The 17,674-nt window shown below is 71.6% G+C and carries 18 protein-coding genes; 7 read left to right on the plus strand and 11 right to left on the minus strand.

Going from position 1 to position 17,674, the window contains the following annotated elements; genetic code table 11:
- Position 1 precedes the first annotated feature (1 nt).
- The 5 genes from ACZ3HQ_RS28440 to ACZ3HQ_RS28460 form a co-directional block, all read right to left on the minus strand.
- A complete protein-coding gene (locus ACZ3HQ_RS28440; protein ID WP_467515244.1) occupies positions 2–952 on the minus strand; it encodes an SCO1860 family LAETG-anchored protein in 951 nt (316 codons plus the stop codon).
- A gap of 147 nt (positions 953–1,099) precedes the next feature.
- On the minus strand, positions 1,100–2,191 hold the full coding sequence (locus tag ACZ3HQ_RS28445; RefSeq protein ID WP_467515246.1) for an amidohydrolase family protein: 1,092 nt from the start codon (positions 2,189–2,191) through the stop codon (positions 1,100–1,102).
- Between the two features lie 43 nt (positions 2,192–2,234).
- Positions 2,235–3,017 carry an amino acid ABC transporter ATP-binding protein gene (locus ACZ3HQ_RS28450; RefSeq protein WP_467515247.1) on the minus strand — a complete coding sequence of 261 codons (783 nt, stop codon included), beginning with the start codon at positions 3,015–3,017 and terminating at the stop codon, positions 2,235–2,237.
- Positions 3,014–3,847: an amino acid ABC transporter permease gene (locus ACZ3HQ_RS28455; RefSeq protein WP_130340228.1), complete on the minus strand. Its 834-nt coding sequence runs from the start codon at positions 3,845–3,847 to the stop codon at positions 3,014–3,016. Before ACZ3HQ_RS28455 ends, ACZ3HQ_RS28450 begins: the two co-directional genes overlap by 4 nt.
- Positions 3,848–3,851: 4 nt before the next feature.
- A complete protein-coding gene (locus ACZ3HQ_RS28460; RefSeq protein ID WP_467515249.1) occupies positions 3,852–4,694 on the minus strand; it encodes a basic amino acid ABC transporter substrate-binding protein in 843 nt (280 codons plus the stop codon).
- A 202-nt stretch (positions 4,695–4,896) separates the two neighbouring features.
- Between ACZ3HQ_RS28460 and ACZ3HQ_RS28465 the strand changes: the two genes are divergently transcribed.
- The 5 genes from ACZ3HQ_RS28465 (at position 4,897) to thpD (ending at position 9,489) form a co-directional block, all read left to right on the plus strand.
- Positions 4,897–5,997, plus strand: coding sequence for a pyridoxal-phosphate-dependent aminotransferase family protein (locus ACZ3HQ_RS28465; protein ID WP_467515250.1), 1,101 nt, complete (start codon positions 4,897–4,899; stop codon positions 5,995–5,997).
- Between the two features lie 317 nt (positions 5,998–6,314).
- A complete protein-coding gene (ectA, locus tag ACZ3HQ_RS28470; protein WP_086695374.1) occupies positions 6,315–6,833 on the plus strand; it encodes a diaminobutyrate acetyltransferase in 519 nt (172 codons plus the stop codon).
- A gap of 23 nt (positions 6,834–6,856) precedes the next feature.
- On the plus strand, positions 6,857–8,128 hold the full coding sequence (ectB, locus tag ACZ3HQ_RS28475) for a diaminobutyrate--2-oxoglutarate transaminase (RefSeq protein WP_467515252.1): 1,272 nt from the start codon (positions 6,857–6,859) through the stop codon (positions 8,126–8,128).
- A 51-nt stretch (positions 8,129–8,179) separates the two neighbouring features.
- Positions 8,180–8,584 (plus strand): ectoine synthase, encoded by a 405-nt coding sequence (locus ACZ3HQ_RS28480; protein ID WP_030815454.1) that lies wholly within the window; start codon positions 8,180–8,182, stop codon positions 8,582–8,584.
- Positions 8,585–8,589: 5 nt separating this feature from the next.
- On the plus strand, positions 8,590–9,489 hold the full coding sequence (gene thpD, locus ACZ3HQ_RS28485; protein WP_467515254.1) for an ectoine hydroxylase: 900 nt from the start codon (positions 8,590–8,592) through the stop codon (positions 9,487–9,489).
- Positions 9,490–9,578: 89 nt separating this feature from the next.
- On the opposite strand, the gene ACZ3HQ_RS28490 is transcribed toward thpD, so the two are convergent.
- From ACZ3HQ_RS28490 to ACZ3HQ_RS28510, 5 genes are all read right to left on the minus strand, one after another.
- Positions 9,579–10,640, minus strand: a complete 1,062-nt coding sequence (locus ACZ3HQ_RS28490; protein ID WP_467515256.1) for an aminotransferase class V-fold PLP-dependent enzyme — start codon at positions 10,638–10,640, stop codon at positions 9,579–9,581.
- Positions 10,641–10,716: 76 nt separating this feature from the next.
- Complete coding sequence (locus tag ACZ3HQ_RS28495; protein ID WP_467515258.1) at positions 10,717–11,436, minus strand: DsbA family oxidoreductase; 720 nt, start codon at positions 11,434–11,436, stop codon at positions 10,717–10,719.
- 75 nt (positions 11,437–11,511) lie between these two features.
- Entirely contained in the window at positions 11,512–12,015 is a 504-nt protein-coding gene (locus ACZ3HQ_RS28500) for a GNAT family N-acetyltransferase (RefSeq protein ID WP_467515259.1), read from the minus strand.
- Between the two features lie 36 nt (positions 12,016–12,051).
- The gene (locus ACZ3HQ_RS28505; RefSeq protein WP_467515261.1) at positions 12,052–12,660 is read right to left on the minus strand and encodes a DUF1349 domain-containing protein; all 609 of its coding nucleotides are present in this window, start codon (positions 12,658–12,660) and stop codon (positions 12,052–12,054) included.
- Positions 12,661–12,686: 26 nt separating this feature from the next.
- The gene (locus ACZ3HQ_RS28510) at positions 12,687–14,213 is read right to left on the minus strand and encodes an aldehyde dehydrogenase (NADP(+)) (RefSeq protein WP_467515262.1); all 1,527 of its coding nucleotides are present in this window, start codon (positions 14,211–14,213) and stop codon (positions 12,687–12,689) included.
- A 173-nt stretch (positions 14,214–14,386) separates the two neighbouring features.
- Between ACZ3HQ_RS28510 and ACZ3HQ_RS28515 the strand changes: the two genes are divergently transcribed.
- Entirely contained in the window at positions 14,387–15,160 is a 774-nt protein-coding gene (locus ACZ3HQ_RS28515) for an IclR family transcriptional regulator (protein ID WP_467515264.1), read from the plus strand.
- Between the two features lie 105 nt (positions 15,161–15,265).
- On the plus strand, positions 15,266–16,723 hold the full coding sequence (locus ACZ3HQ_RS28520) for a peptidoglycan D,D-transpeptidase FtsI family protein (protein WP_467515266.1): 1,458 nt from the start codon (positions 15,266–15,268) through the stop codon (positions 16,721–16,723).
- 24 nt (positions 16,724–16,747) lie between these two features.
- Here the strand turns inward: ACZ3HQ_RS28520 and ACZ3HQ_RS28525 are convergent, their stop codons facing one another.
- Positions 16,748–17,545: an HAD family acid phosphatase gene (locus ACZ3HQ_RS28525; protein WP_467515268.1), complete on the minus strand. Its 798-nt coding sequence runs from the start codon at positions 17,543–17,545 to the stop codon at positions 16,748–16,750.
- Positions 17,546–17,674 lie beyond the last annotated feature (129 nt).

A 17,674-nucleotide genomic window follows, 5' to 3' on the forward strand; every position in this document is an offset into this window, starting at 1 on the left:
CTCAGCCCCGGCGCCTGCGGGCCATCGTCACCGCTCCCCCGCCCAGCAGAAGCAGCGCCAGCGCGCCGCCCGCGATGTACGGGGTGGCCGAACTGCCGCCCGTCTCCGCGAGGTTGCTCTGCGTGCCCTGGGGCTCCGCCCGGGGCGCCTGGCTGGACTCCTCCGGCGCGGCCTCGGACGACTCAACGACGGGCTTCGAAGACGCAGGCGCCTCACTGGGACCCGACTCCTCCCCCGCCGGAGTCTCACAGCTCGCCTCCGCCAGCGTCACCGTGCCGGTCACCTCGGCCACGTCCAGCCGCAGCGGGTTCACCGCGACCTTGAGCCGGAGCGCGGTGGCCGCCGCCGTGCCGGAGGTGGTCCGGTGCTCGGCCAGGTCGAGGCGGACCTCACCGACGCCGGGGACGCGTACCTCGGTGGGGCCGCCCGCGGTGAGGGTGGTGCGCTTGCCGAGCACGGTGACGGCGCCGAGGACGTTCGCCTCGGCCTCGGGCTCCTCCCCGGCCGCGCAGGTGGCGCGGGCGGTGACCGTGCCGACCTCGATCAGGGAGAGCAGCGGCAGACCGGGCACGTGCAGCCGGGCGTCGGCGAGGCGGACCGAGCCCTCGGCGCGCTCGTCGGTGGCGGTGGCTCTGGCCGAGGCGACGTCGGCGCGCAGCACGGAGAAGGGGCGGCCCTGGTTGACGCCGTCGAGCCGGGCTGACAGGGCGGTGCGGTCGGCGTCGCCCGGTGCCCGCACCTCGTTGAGGGAGAGGGTGAGCGGGACGTCGGCGGTGCGGTGGAGCAGGGACACGTCGAGCCCGGCGCGCAGCACGGCGGCGGAGGCGTGGCCGTGGCCGCCGGTGGCGTGCGCCGGGCGTGCGCTCAGGAGCAGGGGCGCGGCGGTGAGGGCGGCGGCCGTCGCCACGGCGGCGAGACGGCGTGCGGGCATGCGGAAGTTGTCGCTGTTCAAGGCGGTGGGACCCCCAGGAGAAACGTGCTCGGGACACGCCAACCCTTACGCACTGTGGGTGAACGGTCAGCGATCCTGGGTTACTTCACTCCATCGTGGGGTTTCCGTCCCCGTATTCGATTAAGCGGGCACGTCCGTTCGCTCCGCCTACTGCACGACCAGCCCGTTCAGCACGACCCGGCGCGGTGCCGCGAGCACCCGTACGTCGGCGCGCGGGTCGGACTCGTAGACCACCAGGTCGGCCGGGGCGCCCTCCTCCAGTCCTGGGCGGCCCAGCCAGGCGCGGGCGGCCCAACTGGCGGCGGCCAGCGCCTCGACGGGCGGGATGCCGGCGGTGACCAGTTCCGCCACCTCGGCGGCGACCAGCCCGTGCGGCAGCGAGCCGCCCGCGTCGGTGCCGACATACACCGGGATGCCCGCGTCATAGGCGTCGCGCACCGTGTCGTAGCGCCGCTCATGGAGTCGTCGCATATGTGCCGACCAGCGGGGGTACTTGTCGTCGCCGCCCGCCGCCAGGTCGGGGAAGGTGGCGATGTTGACCAGGGTCGGCACGATGGCGACCCCGCGCTCCGCGAACAGCGGGATCAGCTCGGGGGTGAGGCCGGTGGCGTGCTCGATGCAGTCGATGCCCGACTCCACCAGGTCCCGCAGCGAACTCTCCGCGAAGCAGTGCGCGGTGACCCGCGCGCCCAGCCGGTGCGCCTCCGCGATGCCCGCCTGAACCGCCTCGCGCGGCCAGCAGGGCGCCAGGTCGCCGACGCCCCGGTCGATCCAGTCGCCGACCAGCTTGACCCAGCCGTCCCCGCGCCGCGCCTCCTGACCGACGTAGGCGACCAGGTCGGCGGGCTCGATCTCGTGGGCGTAGCCCCGGATGTAGCGGCGGGTACGGGCGATGTGCCGCCCGGCACGGATGATCTTCGGGAGGTCCTCGCGCTCGTCCACCCAGCGGGTGTCGGAAGGCGAACCGGCGTCCCGGAGCAGCAGGGCGCCTGCCTCGCGGTCGGTGAGGGCCTGCTTCTCGGCGGTGTCCGCGTCGACCGGGCCCTCGGCGCCGAGGCCGACATGGCAGTGGGCGTCGACCAGGCCGGGCAGCGCCCAGCCCTGGACGGCTCTGACGTCACCGGCGCCGGCGGGGCGGTCGTAGGTGACACGGCCGCCGACCACCCACAGCTCGTCGCGGACGTCGTCGGGCCCGGCCAGGACCCGCCCCTTCACGTGCAGCACCGCGTGATCGCTCATGCACCGCACCTTAGTGACGGGTCCCCGTCCGTTGAACCCCCTGCTACTTCTCCGTCTTGCCGGGTGCGTCCTCCACCTCGGCCATCGCCGGGTCCAGGACGCGGGAGAGGAAGTGCCGGGTCCGCTCGTTCTTCGGGTTCCCGATGACCTCCTCCGGGGTGCCCTGCTCGACGATGACACCGCCGTCCATGAAGACGACCCGGTCCGCGACCTCGCGGGCGAAGGTCATCTCGTGGGTGACGACCATCATGGTCATGCCCTCCTCGGCGAGCCCCCGCATCACCGCGAGCACGTCACCGACCAGCTCGGGGTCGAGCGCGGAGGTCGGCTCGTCGAAGAGCATCACCTCGGGGCCCATCGCGAGCGAGCGGGCGATGGCCACCCGCTGCTGCTGGCCGCCGGAGAGCGAGGACGGGTAGGCGCGCGCCTTGTCGGAGAGCCCGACGCGGGCCAGGTTCTCCGCCGCGACCTTCTCCGCCGCCGCCTTGTCCCGCCCGAGCACCCGGCGCTGCGGCAGCGTGAGGTTCTCGGTGACGTCGAGGTGCGGGAACAGGTTGAACTGCTGGAACACCATGCCGATGCGACGGCGTACGGCGTCGATGTCCACGTCCGGGTCGGTCAGCTCGGTGCCGCCGACCACGATGGTGCCCTGCTGGGGTTCCTCCAGCAGGTTGACGCAGCGCAGCAGGGTGGACTTGCCGGAGCCGGACGGCCCGATGACGCAGACCACCTCGCCCTGGCCGATCTCCAGGTCGACACCGCGCAGCACGTGGTTGTCGCCGAAGGACTTGTGCAGCCCCTCGACGCGGATCTCGGGGGTGGTCACCGGATCGCCTCCTGGGACTTGGACTCCATCCGCCGGACGACGAAGCCGAGCGGGATGGTGACCAGCAGATAGCACAGGCCGGCCACCAGGATGGGGGTGGAGTTGGCGGTGGTGCTGGCCAGGTCGTTGCCGAACTTGGACAGCTCGCGCTCCTCCAGCGTGACCCCGAGGAACAGCACCAGCGAGGAGTCCTTGAACAGCAGGACGAGTTCGTTGGTGAGCGGGGGCAGGATGATGCGGAACGCCTGCGGGATGACGATGGAGATCATGGCCCGCGCGGGCGAGAAGCCCAGGGAACGCGCCGCCTCCATCTGTCCCTTGGGCACCGCCTGGATGCCCGCCCGGATCGTCTCGGCCATGTAGGCGGCCGAGACCAGGCCGAGGGCGACCGCGACCTTGCCGTAGGTGCCGCCCGGATACTGCACGTCCGGGAAGGCCAGCGGCACGCCGACGCCGACGAAGATGAAGATCAGCAGGGCGGGCAGGCCCCGGAAGATCTCGATGTAGATGCCGGCGAGCCAGCGGTACGGCCCCACCGAGGACAGCCGCATCAGGGCGACGACGACGCCCAGCACGAGTCCGACGACGAAGCCGGACAGCGTGTAGAGCACGGTGTTCTTCAGCGCCAGCGTGATGATGTCCGGGAACATCTGCTCGGCGATGGGCAGTTGCGCGAACTGGTTCTTCAGCCGTCCCCAGTCCGCGGAGAACGCGAAGGCGAGGACGGCGGCGACGAAGACGACGTACTGCGCGCCGCGCGAGAGCCTGCGCCGCTGCCTGCGGGTCAGGCCCTTCTTGCGGGGCTGGATGCGGGTGTCCGTGTCGGCCATCGGGTCAGGAGCCCGCGGAGGGGGAGGCGGCGGACGGGTCGTACGGGCCGATCCACTTCTCGTAGATCTTCTTGTACTCGCCGTCGGACTTGGCGCGGGCCAGCGCCTTGTTGATCGCGTCGCGCAGGGCGGTGTTGCCCTTCTTCACCGTGAAGCCGTACTGCTCGCCGGTGTTGATGTTGTCCACCACCTGGAAGGCGGAGGCGTTGGCCTTGTCCTTCAGCCAGCCCTGGACCACCGGGTAGTCGATGACCACGGCCTGGACCTGGCCGGTGCGCAGGCCGTTGAGGACCGCGTCGGAGGAGTGGAAGGAGACCGGGTCGAGGCCCTTGCTCTTGGCGAGGTCCTCACCGGTGGTCTGCGCCTGCGCGCCGAGCTTCTTGCCCTTGAGGCCGGCGAGCGACTTGATGCCGCTCTTCTTGTCGACCAGGACGGCCTGGGTGGCCTCGAAGTACGGGTCGGAGAAGTCGACGTTCTTCTTGCGCTCGTCGGTGATCGTCATGCCTGCCGCGGCGAGGTCGCACTGGCCGGAGTTGAGGAAGGCGCCGGTCTTGAAGTTCTCGAACGGCGTGTCCACGATCTTCTGCTTGACGCCCAGGTCCCCCGCGACCAGGTCGATCAGGGAGACGTCGAAGCCCTGCACCTTGCCGTCGATCACCGACTGGAACGGCGGGTAGGGCAGGTGGGTGCAGACGGTCAGCGCTCCGGCGTTGGCGAGGTGGACCCCCTTGACGGTGGTCTTCCCGCCCCCGCCGCCCGAGGAGGAGCAGCCGGCGACGAGCGCGATCGCGGCCGCCGCGGTGATGGCTGCCAGCACACGGGGCCGGCGCCGAAGGAGGGTCTTCATGGGGGGAATCTCCCGTTCGGGGGAACTGTGGGTTCCGATTATAAGGAGAGGTTTGGGCCTCTCAAATCAAACTGATGGCTTCGCGGCCGCCCAGCCTAAGATGTCGCCGGTCAAAACGGCACGGAGGCCGCCAGTTACCCTCGTCACCGTCGGCCCGCCGGGACCGGCCCCGTGGACCTCGTGAGCGAAGAAGGCACCCTCCGTGACCCATCCCCTCCTCGACCTGCCCCCGCTGACCGCCGCGCGGTTCGCCGCCATCGAGGACCGGGTGGCCCGGCTGCTGGACACCCGGCAGGACGTGCTGATCACCCAGGGCGAGGCGCTGCTGCCACTGGAGGGCGCGATCCGCGCCGCCGCCGGTCCGGGCACCGTCGCGCTGAACGTGATCACCGGCCCGTACGGGCAGACCTTCGGCGACTGGCTGCGCGACTCCGGCGCGACCGTGCACGACCTCGGGGTGCCGTTCGACTCGGCGGTCACCGCGGACCAGGTCCGGGCGGCGTTCGCCGAGCACCCGGAGATCGACTTCGTCTCCCTGGTGCACGCGGAGGCGGCCACCGGCAACACCAACCCGGTCGCGGAGATCGGCGAGGCGGTACGGGAGCAGGGCGCCCTCTTCTACCTGGACGCGGTCGCCTCGGTCGGCGCCGAGCCGGTGCTGCCGGACGCGTGGGGCGTGGACCTGTGTGTGATCGGCGCCCAGAAGGCGATGGGCGGCCCCGCCGGGGTGTCCGCGATCTCGGTGAGCGAGCGGGCCTGGGAGCGGATGGCCGCCAACCCGAACGCGCCGCGCCGCTCCTACCTCTCCCTGCTGGACTGGAAGGAGCGCTGGATCGACGGCGGCCGCAAGGCGCTGCCGCACGCGCCGGCCCAGTTGGAGATGCTGGCGCTGGACGCCTGCATGGAGCGGATCGAGGCGGACGGCCTGGACACGGTGATGGCCCGGCACCGCACCCTCGCGCGGGCGACCCGGGCGGGCGCGATCGCCCTCGGCGGCGGCCTCGAGCCGTATGTGCGCGAGGAGCGGGACGCGGCGCCGGTGGCGACCACGCTGCGGGTGCCGACGGGCACGGTGGCCTCGGAGCTGGTGGCGCGGGCGCTGGAGAGCGACCCGGGGCTGCCGCTGGCCGCCGGCGGCGGGGCGCTGGCCAAGGAGATGATCCGGGTGAACCACTACGGGCCCGACGCCACGCCGCAGGTGGTGCGCCGCGCGCTGGCGGCGCTGGGCGCGGCGCTGGCCGGACAGGGGCTGACGGTGGACGTCGCGGCGGCCGCGGCAGCGGTGGACGAGTACGCGCTCTGATCCCCGGCACCGACGAGCGGCCCGCGCGATTTCGCGCGGGCCGTTTTCTTTTCCGGCCACCGATCCTGCCGCTTATCCATATGACGTAAATTCCCCGTGAATTCAGTCGGCGATGCTCAGCCTTTTTATCCTGCCCGGTTTTTGCAGAGCTAAACAACTTGGATTTCCGGCGGGTTTCCGCCCTGTGACACAGTCCACACGGGAATCTCTTTTTCCCGGTTTGACCTAGGTCAAATCCGGCATACCGCCGAGAGGTCCAGACCCCGCCGAGATCACCGCCGTGCATTTCGCAATTCACCTCGCTAAATTCAGGCCGCATGACTTCCGCATCCGCCGACCTGCTCATCGACAGACCCGCGGTCACCGACGGCGCCGCACTCTGGCGTCTCGCCAAGGACTCGAAAACGCTCGACCTGAACTCCTCGTACAGCTATCTGCTGTGGTGTCGTGACTTCGCCGGCACCTCGGCGGTGGCCCGTGGCGCGGACGGTGAGCCCGTCGGGTTCGTCACCGGGTACGTCCGCCCGGACCGCCCGCACACGCTGCTCGTCTGGCAGGTGGCCGTGGACGGCTCCCAGCGAGGCAGGGGCATCGCCGCCGCGCTGCTCGACGGGCTGACCGCGCGACTGGCCGCCGAGCAGGGCGTGACGGATGTGGAGACGACCATCACCCCCGGCAACACCGCCTCCGAGCGGCTGTTCACCTCGTTCGCCGAGCGCCACGGCGCCGGGCTGACCCGCGAGGTGCTGTTCGCGGAGGAACTGTTCCCGGACGGCCCGCACGACCCCGAAGTGCTGTACCGCATAGGCCCGCTGACCCACGTCCCGGCGCACTGACGTCCCCCGAGGAGCGAATCACCGTGACCATCACCCAGCCCGACCTGAGCGTCTTCGAGACCGTGGAGTCCGAGGTCCGCAGCTACTGCCGCGGCTGGCCCGTCGTGTTCGACCAGGCGCGGGGCAGCAGGATGTACGACGAGGACGGCCATGCCTACCTCGACTTCTTCGCCGGGGCCGGCTCGCTCAACTACGGCCACAACAACCCGGTGCTGAAACGGGCGCTGATCGACTATCTGGACCGCGACGGGGTGACCCACGGCCTGGACATGTCGACCACGGCCAAGCGGACCTTCCTCCAGACCTTCCAGGACTTGGTGCTGCGGCCGCGCGACCTGCCGTACAAGGTCATGTTCCCGGGCCCGACGGGCACCAACGCGGTGGAGTCCGCGCTGAAGCTGGCCCGGAAGGTGAAGGGGCGCGAGGCGATCGTGTCCTTCACCAACGCCTTCCACGGCATGTCGCTGGGCTCGCTGGCGGTCACCGGCAACGCCTTCAAGCGGGCCGGCGCCGGTGTCCCGCTGGTGCACGGCACCCCGATGCCCTTCGACAACTACTTCGACGGCACCGTGCCGGACTTCCTGTGGTTCGAGCGGCTGCTGGAGGACCAGGGCTCCGGCCTGAACAAGCCCGCCGCGGTGATCGTGGAGACCGTGCAGGGCGAGGGCGGCATCAATGTGGCCCGGCCCGAGTGGCTGCGCGCGCTGAAGGAGCTGTGCGAGCGGCAGGACATGCTGCTGATCGTCGACGACATCCAGATGGGCTGCGGCCGTACCGGCCCGTTCTTCTCCTTCGAGGACGCGGGGATCACCCCGGACATCGTCACGGTCTCCAAGTCGATCTCCGGCTACGGCCTGCCGATGTCGCTGTGCCTGTTCAAGCCGGAGCTGGACATCTGGGAGCCGGGCGAGCACAACGGCACCTTCCGCGGCAACAACCCGGCGTTCGTCACGGCCACGGCCGCGCTGGAGACGTACTGGGCGGACGGCGCCGCGATGGAGAAGCAGACCCGCACGCGGGGTGAGCAGATCGAGCGCGAGCTGATCTCCATCACCGAGGAGAACCTCGCCGACGTCAAGGAGTACCGGGGCCGCGGGCTGGTGTGGGGCCTGGAGTTCCACGACGCCGCGCGCGCCTCGCGGGTGGCCAAGCGCGCCTTCGAGCTGGGCCTGCTCATCGAGACGTCCGGCCCGCAGGGCGAGGTCGTCAAGCTGCTGCCCGCGCTGACCATCACCCCGGAGGAGCTGGACGAGGGACTGAGCGTGCTCGCCCGAGCCGTCCGCGAGACCGCCTGACCACTTGGCGGACAAACCTGACCACTTGGCAAACAAGGAGGAGGAGACACCGTGATCGTCCGTTCGTTCAAGGACATCGAGGGCACCGACCGGCATGTGAAGGCCAAATCGGGTACCTGGGAGAGCAAGCGCATCGTGCTCGCCAAGGAGCGGGTCGGCTTCTCCCTGCACGAGACGGTCCTGTACGCCGGGACCGAGACGTCCATGTGGTACGCCAACCACATCGAGGCCGTCGTCTGCACCGAGGGCGAGGCCGAGCTGACCGACCACGAGGACGGGCAGGTGTACACCATCACGCCCGGCACCATGTACCTCCTGAACGGGCACGAGCGGCACACGCTGCGCGTGAAGGAGGACTTCCGCTGCATCTGCGTGTTCAACCCGCCCGTGACCGGCAGGGAGGACCACGACGAGAACGGCGTCTACCCGCTGCTCACCGAGCCCGAGGAGGTGTGAGGACCATGACCACGCTCACCACCACGCCCACCGACCTGTACCCGAGCCGGGGCGCGACCGAGGTCCGCATCCCGCGCAAGGACCCGGTCGTCTGGGGTTCCCCGGACACGCCGGGCCCGATCCAGGCGGCCGAGCTGGAGGGGTTCGAGCGCGACGGCTTCCTCACCGTCGACGAGATCATCACCCCCGCCGAGGTGCAGGTCTACCGGCGTGAGCTGGACCGGCTGGTCGCCGACCCGGCGATCCGCGCCGACGAGCGCTCGATCGTGGAGCCGCAGTCCCAGGAGATCCGCTCGGTCTTCGAGGTGCACCGGATCAGCGAGCTGTTCGCCAACCTGGTGCACGACGAGCGGGTGGTGGGCCGGGCCCGGCAGATCCTCGGCTCGGACGTCTACGTCCACCAGTCGCGGATCAACGTCAAGCCCGGTTTCGGGGCCAGCGGCTTCTACTGGCACTCGGACTTCGAGACCTGGCACGCCGAGGACGGCCTGCCCAACATGCGCACGGTGTCCGTCTCGATCGCGCTGACCGAGAACTACGACACCAACGGCGGCCTGATGATCATGCCGGGGTCGCACAAGACGTACCTGGGCTGTGCCGGTGCCACCCCGAAGGACAACTACAAGAAGTCGCTCCAGATGCAGGACGCGGGCACCCCGTCCGACGAGGCGCTGACCGACCTGGCCAGTGAGCACGGCATCCGCCTGTTCACCGGTGCGGCGGGCTCGGCCACCTGGTTCGACTGCAACTGCATGCACGGCTCCGGCGACAACATCACGCCGTTCCCGCGCAGCAACGTCTTCATCGTGTTCAACAGCGTGGAGAACACGGCCGTGGAGCCGTTCGCGGCGCCGGTGCGCAGGCCGGAGTTCATCGGGGCGCGGGACTTCACTCCGGTGCGGTAGCCCTCGCCCGACCCCTTGTCACCGGGCCGGTGCCTCTTCGTGTGGGACGAGAGGCACCGGCCCGGTCATGTCCGCGCAGGGGGGACGGCTCAGCCGGCCAGCGCGTCCAGCAGCCGGTCGACGTCCGCCTCGGTGTTGTAGAGATGGAAGGAAGCCCGCAGGTTGCCCGCGCGGTCGGACACCTCGATGCCCGCCCGGCTCAGCTCCGGCTGGCGGGAGCCGAGGCCCGGCACCGAGACGATCGCGGAGCCCGGCGCGGGCAGCGCCTCGTGGCCCAGCGCGGCGAGCCCGGCCCGGTAGCGGTCGGCCAGGGCCGTGTCGTGGGCGTGGATCGCGGACACGCCCAGCTCTTCGATCAGCTCCAGGGAGCGGCGCAGCGCCGGGTAGCAGAACAGGGCCGGGCTGAGGTCGAACCGCCGCGCGGAGTGGGCGAGTTCGGTGACGGGGCCGTAGCAGCTCTCCCAGGGCCGCTCGCCCGCGACCCAGCCCGCGAGCAGCGGGTCGAGCCCGCCGAAGTCCTCGGGGACGACGAGGAAGGCGACGCCGTGCGGGCCGAGCAGCCACTTGTAGGCCACGGCCGCGCTGAAGTCCCACTCCCCCGCCGCCATCGGCAGCCACCCGGCCGCCTGGGAGAAGTCCACGTACGTCCGCGCGCCGTGGGTGCGGGCCGCCTCGCGCAGCGCGGGCAGGTCGGCCACCTTGCCGTCGGCGGACTGCGCGGCGCTGACGGCGACGAGCGCGGTGCCGGGCCGGACGGACTCGGCGATCCGCTCCACAGGGACCGCGCGCACCTTGAGGTCGCCCCGGACGTGGAACGGGTTGGGCACGGAGGCGAAGTCGTCCTCGGCGGTGAGGACTTCGGCGCCGGACGGCAGCGAGGCGGCGAGCACCCCGCCGTGCGCGGCGACCGAGGCACCGAGCGCGACCCGCTCCACGGGGACCTCGGCGAGCCGGGCGTAGGCGGCCCGGCACGCCTCCACGTCGTCGTGGAGCGCGGTCAGCGGCCTGCCCTGCACGCGCAGCAGGGCCGCGTCGTGCAGGGCGGTGACGGCGCGGGCGGGCAGCAGGCCGTTGCTGGCGGTGTTGAGGAAGGTGCCGACCGGGGCGAACTCGGCGCGGACGAGGCTGTCGAACGTCTCCGTGGTCTCCATGGGTCCACTGTGCGGCGCCCGGAAGCCGTCGTCCATCACGCGTCTCTACAGGGTGTACCCAAGCAACCCTTACGCGTCAGCCCTGGTGGGGCACCGCGCAGCCGTCGGGGCCACAGGTGCCGGCGTCGTCCTGGGCCACCGTCTTCAGCGGGGAGCGGTCGCCCCACGCCTGGGCGAGGGCCTGGGTGAAGACCTCGGCGGGCTGGGCGCCGGAGACGCCGTAGGTGCGGTCGAGGACGAAGAAGGGGACGCCGTTGGCGCCGAGCTGGGCGGCCTCGCGCTCGTCGGCGCGGACCTCGTCGGCGTAGGCGGTGGGGTCGGCGAGGACGGCGCGGGTGGCGTCCGCGTCCAGGCCGGCCTCGGTCGCCAGCTCCACCAGGTGGTCGTCGCCGCCGGTGAACACCGACTGCTCGTCGGCGAAGTTGGCCCGGTAGAGCCGGTCCAGCAGCGCCTCCTGCCGGCCCTGCTCCTTGGCGAAGTGCAGCAGGCGGTGCAGGTCGAAGGTGCTGCCGTGGTCACGGCCGCGGGTGCGGTAGTCCAGGCCCTCGGCGGCGGCCTGGGCGCCCAGGTTGTCCTCGCCGGCCTCGGCCTGCGCCGGGCTCATGCCGTACTTCCGGGTGAGCATGTCGATCACCGGCTGGACGTCGCCCTTGGCGCGGCCGGGGTCCAGCTCGAAGGAGCGGTGCACGACCTCGACCTCGTCGCGGTGCGGGAACGCGGCGAGCGCCTTCTCGAAGCGTGCCTTGCCGACGTAGCACCAGGGGCAGGCGATGTCGGACCAGATCTCGACGCGCATCTTCGGGGCTCTCTTCTCGCTCGTACCGGACGGGGACTCTCTCCGTCCGGTACGTGAACGTTCAAGCAGCTCGTTTCATTCCCCGGGCGGGGTCCAGCGCAGGAACAGGTGGTGGTCGTCCTCGGCGGGCGGCTTCGCCGGGTCGGGGACCCAGCCCTGGCGGGCGTAGAACGCCTGGGCGCGCAGGTTGTCCACGTGCACGTCGAGCACGGCGGCCCGCACGCGACCCGCCAGCCACCGCTCGACGCAGGCGGCGTGCAGGGCGCTGCCGAGGCCGGAGCGCCAGCGGTCCGGCGCCACATGGAACTGGTACAGCTTCACCGTGTCCGCCGGCTCGCCCTCCGGGGTGCGGAAGGAGGCGATGGCGACGATCTCCCCGTCCCGCACCCCGCACAGCACCTGGCCGTCGGGGCGCTCGATGGAGCCCCGCCAGGCATCCGTCCAGTCGAAGTCCGACGGAGGCAGCCCGTCCGGGTAGTACGTCGCACGGGCCCGCGCGTGCAGGGCGGCGATCACCTCGGCCTCCCCGGCCTGGGCGGGACGGATCACCAGGGCACCCGCTGTCTCGTCACTGATCATGCCGGTCAGGACGTGCGTGCCCCCGCGCGCGGTTCCTCAGCTCCCGTCGCGCAGGTCCGCGGGCCAGGCGGGCCGGAACTCCAGGTGGTCGTAGGTCACCACGCAGCCCTCGCCCAGCGGTGACTGGGTCATGAAGCCGATCAGGGCGGCGCCGGTCTCCTTCTCGTCGCCCAGGGTGAAGAGGCGGACGAAGGTCCAGCGTTGGCCGTCGCGGGAGGCGTGGAAGGCCAGCGCGCGACCGGTGCGGCTCACCCGGAGCCACACGGAACTGCCGGGCACCGTGAAGGAGTTGGCGTCGTCGGAGTGCCCTCGGGTGACCACCGTGCAAATGGTGGGCACGTCCGGGGAGTTCTCCAGGCAGAGCTTGGCCCAGGCCCGGTCGCCGACGTGGACGTAGAGCACCCCGGCGTCGAAGGCGGCGTTGAAGCCGACCGTGAGGCGGGCGATCAACTGGAAGTCGCCCTCCGGCGATCCGAGCAGCCGGGGCGCGTCGACGGCCGGGTCCAGCGCCTCCCCGGTCGGCGTGACGAACCGGTCCTGCCGGGGCCCGGCCCAGCCGGTGAGCACCCCCTTCTCGTACGACCAGTGCCCGTCCGGGCCGTACGTCCGCAAGGGGAAGGGGAGTTCGGGAAGCTCTATGTCCATCGGGCGATTCTCGCAGGGAGTTCGCGTCAGCGTTCGAGGACTCCGTCGTACCGCCGGGGCAGGCCGAGCGGGTTGCCGTCGCGCAGCTCGGGCGGGAGCAGCGGCTCGGGGGTGTTCTGGTAGGCGACCGGGCGCAGCCAGCGCTCGACGGCGGTGCCGCCGACCGAGGTCGAGGTGGAGGTGGTGGCGGGGTAGGGGCCGCCGTGGTGCTGGGCCGGGGCCACCGCCACGCCGGTCGGCCAGCCGTCGACCAGGACCCGGCCCGCCAGCGGGGTCAGCCGGGCCAGCAGCGCGGCCGCGTCCCCCTCCCCCGCCGCCTCGGCCGTGGAGAGCTGCACGGTCGCGGTCAGACTGCCGGGCAGCCGCTCCAGTACGGCGGTCAGCTCGTCCTCGTCGGCGTAGCGGGCCACCACGGTGACCGGACCGAAGCACTCCTCCAGCAGCAGTGCGTGCGCGTCCTCGGTGAGCCGGGCCGCGGGGACGGTGAGGAAGCCCGCGCCGACGGTGTGCGCCCCGGCCGCGCCCGGTGTGACGGGCGAGTCCACCTCGGGCAGGGCGCTGCGCTCGCCGACGCCCGCGAGGAAGGCGTCCCGCATCCGGTGGTCGAGCAGGACACCGGGCTCGGTGTCGCTGACGGCGTCGGTGAGCGCCTTGACCAGCCCGTCGCCGTGCGCCCCGGCGGGCACCAGCACCAGGCCGGGCTTCACGCAGAACTGGCCGACGCCGAGGGTCATGGAGGCGGCGAGTCCGGCGCCGATGTCCTGCGCCCGCTGGGCGGCCGCGTCCTCGGTGACCACGACCGGATTGAGCGAGCCGAGTTCACCGTGGAACGGGATCGGCACCGGGCGGGCGGCGGCCGCGTCGAACAGGGCCCGGCCGCCGCGCACCGAGCCGGTGAAGCCCGCGGCGGCGACCAGGGGGTGCTTGATCAGGTCGACACCGGCGGTGAAGCCGTGCACCAGGCCGACGACGCCCGCGGGCAGGCCGTGCGCGGTCGCGGCCCGGCGCAGCACCTTGGCGACCAGCTCGGACAGCGCCGGGTGGTCGGGGTGGGCCTTGACCACGACGGGGCAGCCCGCGGCCAGCGCGCTCGCGGTGTCGCCGCCCGCGACGGAGAAGGCGAAGGGGAAGTTGGAGGCCGCGTAGACGGCGACCACGCCGAGCGGGATCTTCCAGCGGCGCAGGTCCGGCACGGGCGGGGTGGCGGCGGGGTCGGGGTGGTCGATGACGACGTCCAGGAACGCGCCCTCGTCGACCAGGTCGGCGAAGGCCCGCAACTGGTAGGCGGTGCGGGCGAGTTCGCCGGTGAGCCGGACCGGGCCGAGGGCGCTCTCCGCGTCGGCGACCTCGATCAGCAGCGCACTGACCGCCTCCAGACCGGTGGCCGCCTCACGGAGGAAGGCGGCGCGTACGGCGCGGTCCGCGAGGGCGTCGCGCGCGGCGTGCGCCTCCCGGACGGTGGTGTCCACCTCGTCGGCCGTGGCTTCCACCGCGACCTGCTCCCGGTGCCTCCCCGTACGCGGGTCGACGCTCCAGACTGGTGCTGCTGTCACCGCGGTTCCCTCCAGACAAGGCCGTACCACCGGGATTCGGCCACCGGCTCGTTCGATATCCTGAACGCCGTCCCCGGTGCTGAATGAGCTGCCCGGAGACTATAGGGCGGGGGGCTCCGGTTTCCAGGTGCCCGCAGCTTCCGGGCACCAGCCGAGCGAAGGGTCGAGAGGCGATGACGGCAGCCGAGACGGGCGGCGGGGCGCAGGTCAAGTCCGCGGTGCGGACGGTGGAGTTGCTGGAGTACTTCGCGGGGCGGCCCGGCATGCACTCCCTGGCGGACGTGCAGGAGGCCGTCGGCTATCCCAAGTCCAGCCTGTACATGCTGCTGCGCACGCTGGTGGAGCTGGGCTGGGTGGAGACGGACGCGACCGGCACCCGGTACGGCATCGGGGTACGGGCGCTGCTGGTCGGCACCTCCTACCTCGACGGCGACGAGGTGGTCGAGGCGGCCCGGCCCGCGCTGGACCGGCTCGCGGACGACACCACGGAGACCATCCACCTGGCCCGGCTGGACGGCACCGACGTGGTCTACCTCGCCACCCGCCAGTCCCAGCACTACCTGCGCCCCTTCACCCGCGTCGGCCGCCGGCTGCCCGCGCACTCGACCTCGCTGGGCAAGGCGCTGCTCGCCACGCACACCGACGACCAGGTACGGGCGCTGCTGCCCGAGAAGCTCCCCGCGCTCACCGAGCACACGGTGACCGACCGGGAGGAGCTGATCGCCGAGCTGCACCGGGTCCGCGAGCAGGGGTACGCCGTGGACCGCGAGGAGAACACCCTCGGCCTGCGCTGCTTCGGTGTCGCCGTGCCGTACCGCACCCCGGCCCGCGACGCGGTGAGCTGCTCGGTGCCGGTGGCCCGGCTGACCCCGGCGCACGAGCAGATGATCAAGGACGCGCTGCTGGACGCGCGGGACCGGCTGACGCTGGCGACTCGGCGGCTGTGAGCGGTCGCCGCGCACACGACATCGGCACGGAAAATCTGAACATGCGATGAGAACCGCGTCCGGACGGGAACGGAACCGACAGTCCGGCTCGTCTTCCCGTGCGCCATGAACAAGACCATCAGGCGCGCCGCCGTCCTCTCCCTGCTGCTCGTGCTCGCCCTGCTGCTCCGGGCGACCTGGGTGCAGTTCTACGACGGCAAGGCCCTCGCGGACTCCCCCGACAACCGCCGCAACGCCATCGGCACCTACTCCCGCCCGCTCGGCGACATCGTGGTGGGCGGCAAGGCGGTCACCGGGTCGGACCGGGTCCGTGGGAGCGACCTCGCGTACCGGCGCACGTACACCGACGGCTCGCTGTACGCGGCGGTCACCGGCTATGCCTCCCAGGCGTACGCCCCCACGCAGCTCGAAGGCGTCTACGCCGACGTGCTCAACGGCACGGACACCAGGCTGCGCACGGTCATGGACACCGTCACCGGGCGGCGAGCCGATCCGGGCAATGTGATCACCACGATCGACCCGGCCGTGCAGAAGGCCGGCGCGCAGGCGCTGGGCGGCAACAAGGGCGGGGCCGTGGCGATCGACCCGAAGACCGGCGAGATCCTCGCCATGGTCTCCACGCCGTCCTACGACCCCTCGGCGCTGACCGCCGCGAACACGGCGGGTCCGGCCTGGCGAAAGCTCACCACCGACAAGGAGAAGCCGCTGGTCAACCGGGCGATGCGGCAGCCGCTTCCGCCGGGCTCGACCTTCAAGCTGGTCGTGGCGGCGGCCGCGCTGGAGGACGGGATGTACCCGGACGTGGACCGGCCCACCGACAGCCCGGTGCCCTACACCCCGCCGGGCACCACCCGCGAGCTGCCGAACGAGAACACCGCCGCCCCCTGCGAGAACGCCTCGATCCGGGTGGCCCTCCAGTACTCCTGCAACAACGTCTTCGGCAAGCTCGCCGTCGACCTCGGCCAGGACAAGGTGCGGGCCATGGCGGAGAAGTTCGGCTTCGACGACGACAAGCTCGACGTGCCGGTGCGGGCCTACCCGAGTGTGTATCCGGCCCACATGGACAAGGCGCTCACCGCGCTGTCGGGCATCGGGCAGTACGACGTCACCGCCACCCCGCTCCAGATGGCCATGGTGTCCTCCGCCATAGCGAACGGCGGGGAGCTGGTGGCGCCCCATATGGTGTCTCAGCTCACCACAGGCGACGGCGATGTGTTGCAGGACTTCGGGGACGCGGACCGCAAGCGGATCGTCAGCGCCCGTACCGCCGAGCAGCTCCAGTCCGCGATGCGGACGGTGGTCCGGGACGGCACCGGCCGCAACGCGCTCATCGACGGGGTGACGGTCGGCGGCAAGACCGGCACCGCCCAGCACGGCCCCAACAACAGCGAGACGCCGTACGCCTGGTTCACCGCGTACGGCAAGTCGGACAGCACGGGCGAGGAGGTCGCCGTGGCGGTGATGGTCGAGCAGTCCGGGGCGGCCCGCTCGGAGGTCAGCGGCAACGGCCTCGCGGCTCCGGTGGCCCGGGCGATGATGGCGGCGGCGCTCAAGCGGGCTTGAGCGCCGCCGGGTCGACGTGGTTCGTCAGGACACGAAGTACGTCGGGTTGGGCAGCTTGTACGTGCGGTCGGCGTAGCCGCCGTCAAGGTCGGAGTACTGGTCGCCGAAGTTGGCGATGATCTCGTACCCGAGGTCCTGCTCGATGTGCTTGCGGGTGCCGGCCTTGTACTGGACGGTGGTGCAGGTCCAGGTGCCCGGCGTGGCGCAGTCGGACAGGTAGGCGGGCGGGTTGGCCTTGTCCTTGAGGAACATGTGGCCGGCGTCCAGGTTGACGTCGGCGCCGATCTTCTTCAGGTTCTCCACGGCACCGGCGCGCTGGGACTCGCTCAGACCGGAGTTGTAGAACACCGCGACACCCTTGGCGGCGGCGTACCGCACCAGCTCGGGGCTGCCGAACACCTCGGGGCGGTCGGCGCGGTTCACGTAGTCGTTCCAGGTGGCGGGGTTGTACGTGTAGTTGTAACGCTTCTCGTAGTCGAGGCTCAGCAGCAGGGTGTCGTCGATGTCGAACACCACGGCCGGCTTCTCGCCCCGGTGGTGGGCCTTCTGGGCCGCCTTGTCGATGTACCGCTTGGCGTCGGCGTCGATCCGTGCCAGGTCCTCGGCGTACGGACTGGTGGGCGACGCCTGGTACTTGCCCGTGCTGTCGGCGGTGGTGCCGTAGTAGGTGTCGATGTCCTTCACCAGGAGCCCGATGTTGTAGGGCTCGTGCGTGGAGTTCGCCGTCGACTGACCGGCGGTGGCCGCCCCGGCGCCGTACAGCGCACCCCCGGCAAGCGCACAGGCGGCGGTGGCGGCCGCGATCCGCAGTGATTTATGCATGACAGGTGTTCTACGCGCGTAAGCGCCGCCGCGCGACGAGTGTTGCAGGATCGAGATCAAGCCAAGCCCTGCGGGGCTTGGCGGGGGTGTGCGTGGTTGCGGGTCCTGGTCGACTACGCAGACGGGGCG

This window comes from Streptomyces sp. NPDC018263 (genome assembly GCF_055562575.1).